This is a genomic window from Bradyrhizobium mercantei, from assembly GCF_001982635.1.
Taxonomy (GTDB): Bacteria; Pseudomonadota; Alphaproteobacteria; order Rhizobiales; family Xanthobacteraceae; genus Bradyrhizobium; species Bradyrhizobium mercantei.
In genome coordinates, this window is the sequence record NZ_MKFI01000003.1 from 362486 (window position 1) to 375875 (window position 13390).

At 65.2% G+C, this 13390-nt stretch carries 11 protein-coding genes; 9 read left to right on the plus strand and 2 right to left on the minus strand.

Going from position 1 to position 13390, the window contains the following annotated elements; genetic code table 11:
- Positions 1-229: 229 nt before the first annotated feature.
- Together BI327_RS15240 and BI327_RS15245 are read right to left on the minus strand one after the other, a co-directional pair.
- Complete coding sequence (locus tag BI327_RS15240) at positions 230-2491, minus strand: L,D-transpeptidase family protein (RefSeq protein WP_076861234.1); 2262 nt, start codon at positions 2489-2491, stop codon at positions 230-232.
- A gap of 308 nt (positions 2492-2799) precedes the next feature.
- Positions 2800-4290 (minus strand): sigma-54-dependent transcriptional regulator, encoded by a 1491-nt coding sequence (locus BI327_RS15245; RefSeq protein WP_076861236.1) that lies wholly within the window; start codon positions 4288-4290, stop codon positions 2800-2802.
- Positions 4291-4432: 142 nt separating this feature from the next.
- On the opposite strand from BI327_RS15245, the gene BI327_RS15250 reads away from it, so the two are divergent.
- From BI327_RS15250 to BI327_RS15290, 9 genes are all read left to right on the plus strand, one after another.
- On the plus strand, positions 4433-6349 hold the full coding sequence (locus tag BI327_RS15250; protein WP_076861238.1) for a M3 family oligoendopeptidase: 1917 nt from the start codon (positions 4433-4435) through the stop codon (positions 6347-6349).
- A 264-nt stretch (positions 6350-6613) separates the two neighbouring features.
- Complete coding sequence (locus BI327_RS15255) at positions 6614-6766, plus strand: aa3-type cytochrome c oxidase subunit IV (protein ID WP_076861240.1); 153 nt, start codon at positions 6614-6616, stop codon at positions 6764-6766.
- Between the two features lie 146 nt (positions 6767-6912).
- Entirely contained in the window at positions 6913-8037 is a 1125-nt protein-coding gene (locus tag BI327_RS15260; RefSeq protein WP_076861242.1) for a Re/Si-specific NAD(P)(+) transhydrogenase subunit alpha, read from the plus strand.
- 11 nt (positions 8038-8048) lie between these two features.
- Entirely contained in the window at positions 8049-8366 is a 318-nt protein-coding gene (locus tag BI327_RS15265; protein WP_016841609.1) for a proton-translocating transhydrogenase family protein, read from the plus strand.
- Between the two features lie 44 nt (positions 8367-8410).
- Positions 8411-9808: an NAD(P)(+) transhydrogenase (Re/Si-specific) subunit beta gene (locus BI327_RS15270; protein ID WP_076861244.1), complete on the plus strand. Its 1398-nt coding sequence runs from the start codon at positions 8411-8413 to the stop codon at positions 9806-9808.
- Between the two features lie 129 nt (positions 9809-9937).
- Positions 9938-10756: an alpha/beta hydrolase gene (locus tag BI327_RS15275; RefSeq protein WP_076861246.1), complete on the plus strand. Its 819-nt coding sequence runs from the start codon at positions 9938-9940 to the stop codon at positions 10754-10756.
- A 54-nt stretch (positions 10757-10810) separates the two neighbouring features.
- Complete coding sequence (locus tag BI327_RS15280; RefSeq protein WP_076861248.1) at positions 10811-11908, plus strand: calcium:proton antiporter; 1098 nt, start codon at positions 10811-10813, stop codon at positions 11906-11908.
- 40 nt (positions 11909-11948) lie between these two features.
- A complete protein-coding gene (locus BI327_RS15285; protein ID WP_028340624.1) occupies positions 11949-12233 on the plus strand; it encodes a cupin domain-containing protein in 285 nt (94 codons plus the stop codon).
- Between the two features lie 250 nt (positions 12234-12483).
- On the plus strand, positions 12484-13365 hold the full coding sequence (locus tag BI327_RS15290) for a hypothetical protein (RefSeq protein ID WP_076861250.1): 882 nt from the start codon (positions 12484-12486) through the stop codon (positions 13363-13365).
- Positions 13366-13390 lie beyond the last annotated feature (25 nt).

The following is a 13390-nucleotide window of genomic DNA, read 5'->3' on the forward strand; positions in this document are numbered from 1 at the left end:
ATCTTCGCAGACCCCCTGCGGAAGACGGTGAACGCTTTCTTAAAGCGGGAGGGTTAACCGAGGTTTACCGACCCGCCCCCAAGTTAGGCTTAACTAACTGGGCGAGTGTGGCAAAAGATAGCCCTGTCCCCCGGCCGAGACCCGAAATGGTTAACGTAAACGATCTCGCTTCTTGAGCGAGATCGTTGATTTTGCTTCAAAATTTATCGCAATCGGGCCGCGGAGCAGATTAGCGGGTAATCACCCGGCGCTGCTGCTGGGCCTGGCCGCGGCGTACCGGCTGCGGCTCCGGCTGGCCGAATCCTCCGAACAGACGCTCGAAGAAGTTCGGTCCGGAGGATCCGAAACCGCTGTTGTCGCCGGCGACGTTGACGCCCGGAGGCAGGCTGCTGCTCGGCGGACGCGAATAGCTCGGCTGGGCGTGCGCCACCACCGTTTCGAGATCCTTGCCGCGGCTGTTCCTGAGCAGCGACAGCATGGTGGCGTCGCGCCCATAGACGTCCCTGCGGATCTGCAGCTTGCCGCCGTCGTCCACGAACGCGGTCTGGTAGGTGATGTTGACCGGGATCGGCGTCGGGAATTTCAGATCGACTTCGCTCGAGCCGTACATGCTGCGGATCTTCTCCGGCGTGTAGTGCTGGTTCGGCTCGGTGATGTTGAGCAGCACGGATGCGTACTGATCCGGATTCTGCACGCGCATGCAGCCGTGGCTGAAGGCGCGCTCGTCCTTGGCGAACAGGTACTTGTCCGGCGTGTCGTGCTGATAGACCAGGAACTTGTTCGGGAAGTTGAAGCGGATGCGACCGAGCGCGTTGGCTTCACCGGGCGGCTGCGAGATGTGGATCGAGCCGTCGCGGTTGCGCTCGAGCTTGAGGCCCATGCGCTGCAGCACCGTCGGATCTTGCTGCAATGCCGGCAAGTACTCGTTGTAGATGATCGACGGCGGCACGTTCCAAGTCGGGTTGACCGTGATGTACTTCATCGTCTCGGTCAGCAGCGGCGTGGCATGCTGGCCGGGCTTGCCGGTGACGACGCGCGTGGTCCAGACCTGCGCACCGTTCTGCATCACCTTCAGCGTATAGTCGGGGATGTTGAGGATCACATAGGCGTTGCCGGCATTGGCGGCGCCGAGCTGCCGCGGCAGCCACCGCCAGCGCTCCATGTTGACGATCACGGTGTCGATCTGGCGGTCGCGCTTCGGATTGTTCAGCGCCTTCACCGTGCGCTCGTCGAGCACGCCGGTCGGCTTGAGATCGACGCTGCTCTGGAATCGCTCCACCGCGCGGGCAACCGTGGCGTCATACTTCGTGCTGTCGGCATTCTCGCTGACGCCGAGCTTGTTACGCAGGTCGGGCACGCGCGGATCGTCCATCTCGACCGCGGCCTGCTTCTTGCGCGCGGCGGCGTATTTCAGCGTCGGGCCGTCGGCGATCGTGATGACCGGGCCGTCGCCCTGGCCACGCAGCTCGGCGAGCTTCTTCTTCAGCTCCTTGTAGAGCTTCTGCGGCGGGTTGTAGCCGTCGAGCGCGGCCGAGGCGTCCTTGGCCGAGGTCACGTTGGCGAACACTTCCGCCGGATCGATCGGATGCTCGGGATAGAGGATATCAGCCGACACCTGCGACCAGTGCATGCGGCCGCTCTGGGCCTGGCGGGCATAGTCCAGCATGCTGGCCGCGAGCTTCAGCTCGGCGTCGGCCAGCGCATCGGGCGTCGTTGCTGCGGCGAAATCCGGCACCGGATAGTCTGCCGCATCGAGGCCGTCGGCGGCGGCGTCCTTCAGGCGGGCGATGACGCCCTTGCCGGCGTCGGTCAGCTTGCCGGCCTTGGTGAAGACCGGTGCGTATTCGCGCGCTGAATAAAACTTCTCGGCGGCGGCGCGCTCGTTCTTGCGATCGAAGGTGCGCAGCGACTTGTTGGCGAGCAGGTCACGCAGCTTGTCGGCGACCGGCTGATCCTCGGCAGCGACAGTGCTCGCGGCCTTCGCGGGCTCGGCCGCGGGAGCCGCCGCCGTCGCGGGCGCTGCGGTGGGCGCGGTGGCCGTTGCCGGCGCGGGCGGAGTTGCGGATGGCGCGACCGCGGTATCGGTCTTCGGTGCATCCGCCTTCGGCGCGTCAGCAGGCTTCGTCGCGACATCGGCGGGCTTCGGCTCGACCGCCTTGGCCGTCGCGCTCGGCTCCGCCGGCTTTGCATCGGCAGGTTTCGCATCAACCGGCTTGGCCTCGGTGGCCTGCACGTCGGCGGGTTTCACATCGGCCGGCTTGGCTGCGTCGGGCAGCGCGGCGGTGGTGTCGGCTTTGAAATCGCTTGCGGTGGGGGGCGGCACATTGGCCGGCTCGGGACGCGGGATCGCGGCATCGATCGCGAGTTCCGAAGCGCTGGAGTGGGGCGTGTCCTGCGCGAAGGCAGAGGTCGCGGACACCGTGAGGAAGGTTGCCGCGACGGCCATCAAGACGCGGTCAAATCCCCGACGGTTGTTCGAACAGTCACGCATCGTCACACCCCCTGGGTGAAACTGCCCCTCAGCGAATTGGAACAGTTCAAATCAGTATTTGGTTTCATAGCTTGCGCGGAAGCGCCGGCCTCTCGATCGACTCGCACGCCTGCACGCAACGAACGCAGACGATACATTTGCCCCTCTTATGCAGCCAGCGCCATGCGGGGCAACTCACGACAAACTGACCTCGAAGCAGCTGATTTCGCTCGGGCTGTGCGTTTTTGCCACGCGGCACAGTCTTTGTCTGTCACCGCCACGACACGGTTCAAAAGGTTCCCTGGTAATGGCCTCGTCGGCCTCAGGGCCTAGGTGGCGTCGCTGGTGCGCGTGTCGGCCGCCGCTTCGTCGAGCTTGCGATAGAGCGTCGAGCGGCCGATCTTGAGGCGGCGCGCGACCTCCGACATCTGTCCGCGATAATGCGAAATCGCGAAGCGGATGATCTCGTTCTCGAGATCTTCCAGCGGGCGGACCTCGCCGGCGGCATTGAGCATCGAGAGGCCGCCGGTGGTCGGGAGGGTGGCCGTTACCGGTATATCATTACCGGAGAACATGGCGGGCGCCGTGGACGGCGACACCACCAGCGGCTCGCCCTGCAGCGACTTTCCTTCCGGCACCGGATGCGCCGAGCCTTGCGGGAAGTCGGCGAGCCCGAGCTGGTCGCCGTCGCTCATCACCACCGCGCGATACACGGTGTTCTCGAGCTGGCGGATATTGCCCGGCCAATCGAGCTGCGCGAGGTGCGCCATCGCATCGCCGCTGATGCCGGTGATGTTGCGGTTCTCCTCGGCGCAGAACCGCGCCAGGAAATGCCGCAGCAGATGCGGAATGTCCTCGCGGCGCTGCCTAAGCGCCGGAATGGTCAACGGCAGCACGTGCAGCCGATAGAACAGGTCCTCGCGGAACTGGCCGGCCTTCACGAGATCGAGCAGCTTGCGGTTGGTCGCCGATATGATGCGCACGTCGACCTTGACCGGCTTGCGGCCGCCGACGGCCTCGACCGTGCCTTCCTGCAGCGCGCGCAGCAATTTCACCTGCGTGGCCAGCGGCAATTCGCCGACCTCGTCGAGGAACAGCGTGCCGCCATGGGCTTCGACGAACTTGCCCTGGTGGCGCTCGGTGGCGCCGGTGAAGGCGCCCTTCTCATGGCCGAACAGGATCGATTCCACGAGATTGTCCGGGATCGCGCCGCAGTTCACCGCGACGAACGGCCTGGCCTTGCGCTCGCTGCTGCCGTGGATGGCGCGCGCGAACAGTTCCTTGCCGACGCCGGACTCGCCCTCGATCAGCACCGGGATGGTCGAGGATGCAGCTTTCTGTGCGGTACGCAGCACCCCGGCCATCGCCTCGCTGCGGGTGATGATGTCGGAGAAGGTCAGCCGGCCCTCGCGGCTGTGGCGGATGCGCTGCAATTCGCCCTTCAGCGCCGACGCGTTCAGCGCGTTGCGCAGCGACACCTGCAGCCGCTCGAAGCCGACCGGCTTGACGACGAAATCCTGGGCACCGGCGCGCATCGCCGACACCACATTGTCGATGCCGCCATGCGCGGTCTGCACGATGACCGGGACGTTCAAACCAGCTTCACGAATCTTTGCGAGGACTCCGAGACCGTCGAGGCCCGGCATCACGAGGTCGAGCACGACGGCGTCGATCGCCTGCGTCTCGGACGCGGTCAGGGCCGCGACCGCCGCATCGCCACTGTCCACGACGAGGGGCTCATAGCCGCACTTCTGCACCATGTTTTCAACCAAACGACGCTGTACTGCGTCATCATCGGCGATCAAAATGGTGGCAGCCATGGTTTTCCCCGCACGCTACGATTATTTGTCTCGAATCGGGGCACTGTCGCCGATGCCGATTAACGCACTCTTAAATGTTGCAAACCCGCATTCATTCCGCCGCCGCCGACATCTTTCCGACTGAAGTAAGGTTACGAACAAGATGACCTCGCGCTCCAAAACCGCATCCAACAAGTCTGCTCTCAGCAAGGCCGCTCTCCGCAAGGAGGCCGCACTGCGCAAGACGGCCGCGCAACGCAAACCGGCGTCGGCCGGCCCGGCGGCAAAAAAGACAGCCGACAAGACCGGCAAGCTTCCGGAATGGAATCTGGCAGATCTCTACTCCGGTATCGACGCGCCCGAGGTCGGGCGCGATCTGCAGAAAATGGATGCAGATTGCGTCGCGTTTGAGACCGACTACAAGGGCAAGCTTGCCGAAAATACCGGCGGGGAGGGTGGCGGAAAGTGGCTGGCCGAGGCGATCCGCCGCTACGAGGCGATCGACGATCTGGCAGGCCGTCTCGGGTCTTACGCCGGTCTCGTCCATGCCGGCGACAGCGTCGATCCCGCCATCTCGAAATTCTACGGCGATGTGTCCGAGCGGCTGACCGCGGCATCGGTGCACCTCCTGTTCTTCTCGCTCGAGCTCAATCGCGTTGACGATGACGTGATCGCGCGGGCGATGGCCGAACCCGAGCTCGGCCATTACCGGCCGTGGATCGAGGATCTGCGCAAGGACAAGCCGTACCAGCTCGAGGATCGCGTCGAGCAGCTGTTCCACGAAAAGGCGCAGAGCGGCTACGCGGCCTGGAACCGGCTGTTCGACCAGACCATCTCCGGCCTGCGCTTCAAGGTCGGTGGCAAGGAGCTCGCGATCGAGCCGACGCTGAATCTGTTGCAGGACAAGGCGGGGGAAAAGCGCAAGGCGGCGGCGCAGGCGCTGGCCAAGACCTTCAAGGACAATGAGCGCAGCTTCGCGCTGATCACCAACACGCTCGCCAAGGATAAGGAAATCTCCGACCGCTGGCGCGGTTTCCAGGATGTCGCGGACTCCCGCCATCTCAACAACCGCGTCGAGCGCGAGGTGGTCGATGCGCTGGTCGCCTCGGTGCGCGCGGCCTATCCGAAGCTGTCGCATCGCTATTATGCGCTGAAGGCCGGCTGGTTCAAAAAGAAGAAGCTGCCGCACTGGGATCGCAACGCGCCGCTGCCGTTCGCGGCAACCGGCACGATCGCCTGGCCCGAGGCGCGCAACATGGTGCTGTCGGCCTATAACGGCTTCTCGCCGAGAATGGCCGAGATCGCCGAGCGCTTCTTCAGCGATCGCTGGATCGATGCGCCGGTCCGTCCCGGCAAGGCACCCGGCGCGTTCTCGCATCCGACCACGCCGTCGGCGCATCCCTATGTGCTGATGAACTATCAGGGCAAGCCGCGCGACGTGATGACGCTGGCGCACGAGCTCGGTCACGGCGTCCACCAGGTGCTGGCGGCGAAGAACGGCGCGCTGATGGCGCCGACGCCGCTGACGCTGGCGGAAACCGCGAGCGTGTTCGGCGAGATGCTGACCTTCAAGCGACTATTGTCCCAGACCAAGAACGCCAAGCAGCGCCAGGCGCTGCTCGCGGGCAAGGTCGAGGACATGATCAACACCGTGGTGCGGCAGATCGCGTTCTACTCATTCGAGCGCGCGGTTCACACCGAGCGCAAGAACGGCGAGCTCACCGCCGAGCGGATCGGCCAGCTCTGGCTCAGCGTGCAGGGCGAGAGCCTCGGGCCCGCGATCGAGATCAAGCCGGGCTACGAGACGTTCTGGATGTACATCCCGCACTTCATCCACTCGCCGTTCTACGTCTACGCCTACGCATTCGGCGACTGCCTGGTGAACTCGCTCTATGCGGTCTACGAGCACGCGTCCGATGGCTTCGCCGAGCGCTATCTCGACATGCTCGCCGCCGGCGGCACCAAGCACTATTCCGAGCTGCTGCGCCCGTTCGGGCTCGACGCCAAGGATCCGAAATTCTGGGACGGCGGCCTGTCCGTCATCGCCGGCATGATCGACGAGCTGGAGGCGATGGGCTGAGGCCCATCGGCGTTCCCGGCGGGGCGGCTGGGCCGGACGGAAGTCCGGTCCAAACGAAACTTCGTCCGGCATTTTCTCGCCGGACGACATGATCATTCCATGACTTCAGCGTTTGGGAGATCAATCCTGCCTGGGCGAGGCCGCGGGCCGCCCGGATCGGGGACAATTTGTGCTCCAAATCGCCCGATAGGGACCACGCCGTTGCTCTGCCAATCCGTTTGCGGTAATGGCTCGCGGAACGCGAATTTCTGACTGGGGACAGCGATGGCAGACCATAGCGAAGTGGCCTACACGACCGCCGACGGCAACGATTACGTGGCACATGAGCAGACCTATGAAGGGTTTCTCATGCTGGTCAAATGGGGCACCATCAGCATCGCCATCCTCCTTATCCTGATGGCCTATTTCCTGGTCTGATCCCTGACCGGTTAGCGGTGCCGCCGTCCCGCGGCGGTGCCGGAATTTTCTGTCGAACCCGGCTGTAAAAACCGGGGTATCCAATCTGGCGAAAATAACGCTAGTTTGAAGGTGCGTGCGCCACTCGCGCCGCCGGGGGAGGGCCCATGAAGATTGCCGTTGCCAAGGAAATCGATCCGTCCGAGCCGCGGGTTGCGGTTTCGCCCGATACCATCAAGAAATTCAAGGCGCTCGGCGCTGAGGTCGCGGTCGAGCCGGGCGCGGGCGTCAAGTCGGGCCTGCCTGATTCGGAGCTCACCGCGGCGGGCGCCACCGTCTCTGCCGACGCGCTCAAGGACGCCGACATCATCATCAAGGTGAAGCGGCCCGAGGCCTCCGAACTGTCGAAATACAAGCGCGGCGCACTGGTCATCGCGATCATGGATCCCTATGGCAACGAGGCCGCGCTGAAGACGATGGCCGATGCCGGCGTGTCGGCGTTTGCGATGGAATTGATGCCGCGCATCACCCGCGCCCAGGTGATGGACGTGCTGTCCTCGCAGGCCAATCTGGCCGGCTACCGGGCGGTGATCGAGGGCGCCGAGGCCTTCGGCCGCGCCTTCCCGATGATGATGACTGCGGCGGGCACCGTGCCGGCCGCTAAGGTGTTCGTGATGGGCGTCGGCGTTGCCGGCCTGCAGGCGATCGCGACCGCGCGCCGCCTCGGGGCGATCGTGACCGCGACCGACGTGCGGCCGGCCACCAAGGAGCAGGTGGAATCGCTCGGCGCAAAGTTCCTCGCCGTCGAGGACGAGGAGTTCAAGAACGCGCAGACCGCCGGCGGCTACGCCAAGGAAATGTCCAAGGAGTACCAGGCCAAGCAGGCCGCGCTCACCGCCGAGCACATCAAGAAGCAGGACATCGTCATCACCACCGCGCTGATCCCGGGCCGTCCGGCGCCGAAGCTGGTGTCGGATGAGATGGTGAAGTCGATGAAGCCGGGCTCCGTGCTGGTCGACCTCGCGGTCGAGCGGGGCGGCAATGTCGAGGGCGCCAAGCCCGGCGAGGTCGTCGAGACCGACGGCATCAAGATCGTCGGCTACACCAATGTCGCCGGCCGCGTCGCCGCTTCGGCCTCGAGCCTGTATGCGCGCAATTTGTTCTCGTTCATCGAGACGATGGTCGACAAGGCCAACAAGGCGCTCGCGGTCAATTGGGACGACGAGCTGGTGAAGGCCACCGCGCTGACCAAGGACGGCGCCGTCATCCATCCCAACTTCCAGCCGAAGTAAGGAGAGAAGCCATGGAGCATCTCGCGCAGGCCGTCGATCCGTTCGTGTTCCGGCTGTCGATTTTCGTCCTCGCCGTATTCGTCGGCTATTTCGTGGTGTGGTCGGTGACCCCGGCGCTGCACACGCCGCTGATGAGCGTGACCAACGCGATCTCGTCGGTGATCGTGGTCGGCGCGCTGCTCGCGGTCGGCGTCGGCATGGTGTCGAGCGGCTCGGGCTGGGCCCGCGGCTTCGGCTTCGTCGCGCTGATCTTCGCCTGCGTGAACATCTTCGGCGGCTTCCTGGTCACCCAGCGCATGCTGGCGATGTACAAGAAAAAAGCCAAGTAGCGGCAACCACCTCGGGGTGATGTAAGAATTTGGGGGGACCTGAGATGAGTGCCAATCTCTCTGCACTATTGTATCTCGTGGCAGGCGTGCTGTTCATCCTGTCGCTGCGCGGCCTGTCGAGCCCGGCGTCGTCGCGCCAGGGCAACATGTTCGGCATGATCGGCATGGCGATCGCCGTCGGCACCACGCTGGCGAGCCATCCGCCGGCCGACGGCATTGCCTGGCTGCTCGTCATTCTCGCGGTCGCGATCGGCGGCGGCATCGGTGCCGTGATCGCGCGCCGGGTTCCGATGACCTCGATGCCGGAACTCGTCGCCGCGTTCCACTCGCTGGTCGGTATGGCCGCGGTGCTGGTCGCTGCCGGTGCGTTCTATGCGCCCGAGGCGTTCGACATCGGCACGCCCGGCAACATCCATCCGCAGAGCCTGGTCGAGATGTCGCTCGGTGTCGCGATCGGCGCGCTGACCTTCACCGGCTCGGTGATCGCGTTCCTGAAGCTGTCGGCACGGATGAGCGGCGCGCCGATCATCCTGCCGTTCCGTCACGTCATCAACATCGTGCTGGCGCTGGCGCTGGTGTTCTTCATCGTCGGCCTCGTGCTGTCGGGCAGCGCGCTCGACTTCTGGCTGATCACCATCATCGCGCTGGCGCTCGGCGTGCTGATGATCATCCCGATCGGCGGCGCCGACATGCCGGTCGTGATCTCGATGCTGAACTCGTACTCCGGCTGGGCCGCGGCCGGCATCGGCTTCACGCTCGGCAATTCGGCGCTGATCATCACCGGCGCGCTGGTCGGCTCGTCGGGCGCGATCCTGTCCTACATCATGTGCCACGCGATGAACCGCTCGTTCATCTCGGTGATCCTCGGCGGCTTCGGCGGCGAGACCGCGGCAGCCGGCGGCGGCTCGGGCGAGCAGAAGCCCGCCAAGCTCGGCTCGGCGGACGATGCGGCCTTCATCATGAAGAACGCCTCCAAGGTCATCATCGTGCCGGGCTACGGCATGGCGGTGGCGCAGGCCCAGCACGCGCTGCGCGAGATGGCCGACCTCCTGAAGAAGGAAGGCGTCGAGGTGAAGTACGCCATTCACCCGGTGGCGGGCCGCATGCCCGGCCACATGAACGTGCTGCTCGCCGAAGCCAACGTGCCCTATGACGAGGTGTTCGAGCTCGAGGACATCAACTCGGAGTTCGCCCAGGCCGACATCGCCTTCGTGATCGGCGCCAACGACGTCACCAACCCGGCGGCGGAAGAGGACAAGACCTCGCCGATCTACGGCATGCCCGTGCTGCAGGTCTGGAAGGCCGGCACCGTGATGTTCATCAAGCGCTCGCTGGCCTCGGGCTATGCCGGCATCGACAATCCGCTGTTCTACCGCGACAACACCATGATGTTGCTCGGCGACGCCAAGAAGGTCACCGAGAACATCGTCAAGGCGATGTAGGGCGGGCGGCGAATGGCGCTGAACCGGGAGTGGCATCGCGCGCACCGCATGCCGCTTCCCGACAGCATCAAGGCGGACGTCGAGAAGCAGCTCAAGCTCCGCGGCAAAAGATAGCCGCGGCCACCTGACATGGCGCTGGCACTCGCAATCCTGAAATGGCTCGTGATCGCCGCGGCCGTCGTCTATCTCGGCGGCCTGGTGGCGCTGTACGTCAAGCAGCGCGAATTGCTGTTTCCGGTCCCGCCGGTCGGGCGGACCGCGCCTGCCGCCGCCGGTCTTCCCGAAGCGGAAGAAGATGTCCTGACCACCGATGACGGCGAGAAGGTCATCGTCTGGCACGTGCCGGCGAAGCCGGGCCGTCCTGTCGTGCTGTTCTTTCCCGGCAATGGCGATTTCCTCGCCGGCCGCGTAGCGCGCTTCAAGGCCATCACCGCCGACGGCACCGGGCTGGTGGCGCTGTCCTACCGCGGCTACGCCGGCTCGAGCGGATCTCCGAGCGAGCAGGGACTGCTGCGGGACGCGGCGGCGGCTTACGCCTTCGCCACCGCGCGCTACCGCGCCGAGCAAATCGTGCCCTGGGGATTCTCCCTCGGCACCGGCGTTGCGGTCGCACTCGCCGCCGACCATCCAGTCGGCAAGCTGATCCTGGAGGCGCCCTATACATCGACGGCCGACGTCGCCGGCGCGCACTTCTGGTACGTGCCGGTCAGCCTATTGATGCGGGATCAATTCCACTCCGACCGGCGAATCACAGGCGTCACGGCGCCGCTCCTGATCATGCACGGCACCAACGATCCGGTGATCCCGATCCGTTTCGGCGAGCGCCTGTTCAGCCTCGCCCATGAGCCCAAGCAATTCGTGCGCCTGCCCGGTGGCGGGCACGACGATCTCGACGATTTCGGTGCGATGGCCACCGCGCGGCGGTTTATCGACGCCCCGAGAGGCTGACGGCAGCGATTGGCTGTCGCATACTCGGGGTCACTGAAGTAAGGGGACCCCACGATGAGTGCACACGGACCGATGCCACGGTCGGCCTGGCTGTATCCCGTTCTGGCGGTCCTGTTGTTTGCCGCGGTCTCGGCCACCGGATACGGCTTCGCGCCATCGGCCCCCGGCTGGCTGTTCGCGGCCGTGCTGCTGGTGATCCTGTTCGGCACCGTGTTCGCGGCCGTCCACCACGCCGAAATGATCGCCGAGCGGATCGGCGAGCCGTTCGGCACCCTGCTCCTGACGCTCGCGGTGACCATCATCGAGGTGGCGCTGATCTCGACCATCATGCTGGGCGACACGCCGGCGCCGACCTTGGCGCGCGACACCGTGTTCGCGGTGGTGATGATCGTCTGCAACGGCCTGGTCGGGCTCTGCATCTTCATCGGCGGCATCCGCTACCGCGAGCAGGATTTCCAGATCACCGGCGCCAACCTTTACCTCAGCGTGCTGTTCGTGCTCGCGACCATCACGCTCGATATGCCGAACTTCACGCTGACCGCGCCGGGGCCGGTCTATTCGGCCGCCCAGCTTGCCGTGATCAGCGTCGTGACCCTGCTGCTCTATGCGGTATTCCTCTACACCCAGACCATCCGCCACCGCGATTACTTCGTCAGCGGCGCCAATGAGGCGGCGGCACATGGCGAGGTGATGTCGGACCGCATGACGGCGATCAGCGTGGCCCTGCTGCTGGTGTCCCTGCTGGCGGTGGTGCTGCTGGCCAAGAAATTCTCGCTGGTGGTCGACGTCGTCACCGTCAAGATCGGCGCGCCGCCGGCCTTTGCCGGCCTGGTGGTGGCGGCCCTGATCCTGCTGCCCGAGAGCGTTGCCGCGGTGGCGGCGGCGCGCAAGAACGACCTGCAGAAGAGCATCAACCTCGCGCTGGGCTCCTCGATCGCCACCATCGGGCTCACGGTTCCCGCCGTGGCCCTTGCCGCCCATGTGCTCGACAAGCAGCTGGTGCTCGGGCTCAGCAACCAGCATATGCTGATCCTGCTGCTCACCTTCATGGTCAGCATGCTCACCTTCGGAACCGGCCGCACCAACATCCTGTTCGGGCTGGTTCACATGGTGGTGTTCGCGGTGTTCGTGTTCATGGTGTTCGTGCCCTAGAGCATGATCCGCTCAAACAAGAAACTTGGAGAAAGTGACGATGCTCAGCGCCAAATCGGACGTGCAGGTGGATACCGCGGAGGTTCGCGTGACCGAATGGCGGCTCGCGCCGGGCAGCGCCACCGGCCACCACACCCATGAGATGGACTACGTCATCGTTCCGATCACGGCCGGCGAGATGACGATCGTGGCGCCGAACGGCGAGCGCTCGAAGGCCCAGCTCGGGGCCGGCAAGTCCTATTTCCGCAAGGCCGGGGTCCAGCACGACGTGCTGAACGAGACGGCTAGCGAGATCGTGTTCCTGGAGGTCGAACTTAAGCCGTGACACGGCGCTTAACCCTGCACGCGCCGAATGGCAGCTCCGAGTCGGTGCGGCTGTGGAAATTCATAACCCGTTAACGGCTGCACGATGAATTAAGAGGTGGATGCGGCCTACGCAGGGGGCGCCTCCGCTGAAACCAAAGTGACACCAAAGGTGACGTCGGAACGGGGGTTTGCCACCGATCCGACGCAGTTGATCCCTGAATGTGCCTCAAAGTTCCAGCATGAAATAACGGGGCGGGGAGTGGCAGGTCATGCTGAGTTACCTGAAGAAATTCGTGATGGACATCTTACCCTCGGTGGCAGCGACCATCATCGGGGCGTACATCGTCAATCACTACATCGTGGCCAAGCCGGACGTGCCGGCCACTGCTGCCGTGACCGCTGCCGTTGACCCCAAGGCGGATCCGAAAGCCGCCGCCAAGCCCGCCACCGTCGTCAGCAGCCTCCCGGAAGCCGGTGTGAAGGCCAAGGGCATGTCCGAGCGCACGCTGATCGAGCGGTCGGCGGCCGAGAAGGCCACCGTCACCGAGAAGCCCGCCGAGAAATCCGCCGACCCCAAATCCGCCGACTCCAAGCCTGATGCGCCGGCCGACACCGCCAGCATCCCCGCCGATACCCGCCACCATCCGGCGGCGCCCAAGGCGGTCGCGAAGGTGACGCCCCCCGCAGCACCGCAGCCGGCCGCGCCTGCGACGTCTGCCGCGCCGGCCGAGGCCGCGGCCACGCCGGAGGAAAACCGCGACGCCAACGATCTTGCGCGCGCCGCCATCGAGCGGCTGCGCAAGGAGCGTCCGCAGGAGGCCGCGCGCACCGATCTGGCTCGCCTGCCTGAGGCACAGCGTCCGGCAGCGACCACGTCGGCGATCCGGCCGTTGCCGCCGCCGATCATGGTGTCGAACCCGTCAACTGATAATGCCGATCAATCCGCGCAGCCGCGTCCGCCCTACGCCGCCAGCGCTCAGGATTCGAACCGGCTGACGCCGCCGGCCGACATTCCGGTCCCGGTGATCCAGGCGCCGCTCGACCTGCGCGCCGAGGCGGTCATGCCGGCGCCGAAGAACGAGCGCACGTCGGTGACCGACGACATGTTCTCGGGCATGAAGTCGATGTTCCACGCCGTCCTGCCCAAGTAGTCCTGCTGAAGCAAGCCTGAGACTA

Bases quoted from the DNA above. Each gene is read 5' to 3' on its own strand.
- BI327_RS15240 (WP_076861234.1), bottom strand. From the start codon at position 2,491: ATGCGTGACTGTTCGAACAACCGTCGGGGATTTGACCGCGTCTTGATG.
- BI327_RS15245 (WP_076861236.1), bottom strand. From the start codon at position 4,290: ATGGCTGCCACCATTTTGATCGCCGATGATGACGCAGTACAGCGTCGT.
- BI327_RS15250 (WP_076861238.1), top strand. From the start codon at position 4,433: ATGACCTCGCGCTCCAAAACCGCATCCAACAAGTCTGCTCTCAGCAAG.
- BI327_RS15255 (WP_076861240.1), top strand. From the start codon at position 6,614: ATGGCAGACCATAGCGAAGTGGCCTACACGACCGCCGACGGCAACGAT.
- BI327_RS15260 (WP_076861242.1), top strand. From the start codon at position 6,913: ATGAAGATTGCCGTTGCCAAGGAAATCGATCCGTCCGAGCCGCGGGTT.
- BI327_RS15265 (WP_016841609.1), top strand. From the start codon at position 8,049: ATGGAGCATCTCGCGCAGGCCGTCGATCCGTTCGTGTTCCGGCTGTCG.
- BI327_RS15270 (WP_076861244.1), top strand. From the start codon at position 8,411: ATGAGTGCCAATCTCTCTGCACTATTGTATCTCGTGGCAGGCGTGCTG.
- BI327_RS15275 (WP_076861246.1), top strand. From the start codon at position 9,938: ATGGCGCTGGCACTCGCAATCCTGAAATGGCTCGTGATCGCCGCGGCC.
- BI327_RS15280 (WP_076861248.1), top strand. From the start codon at position 10,811: ATGAGTGCACACGGACCGATGCCACGGTCGGCCTGGCTGTATCCCGTT.
- BI327_RS15285 (WP_028340624.1), top strand. From the start codon at position 11,949: ATGCTCAGCGCCAAATCGGACGTGCAGGTGGATACCGCGGAGGTTCGC.
- BI327_RS15290 (WP_076861250.1), top strand. From the start codon at position 12,484: ATGCTGAGTTACCTGAAGAAATTCGTGATGGACATCTTACCCTCGGTG.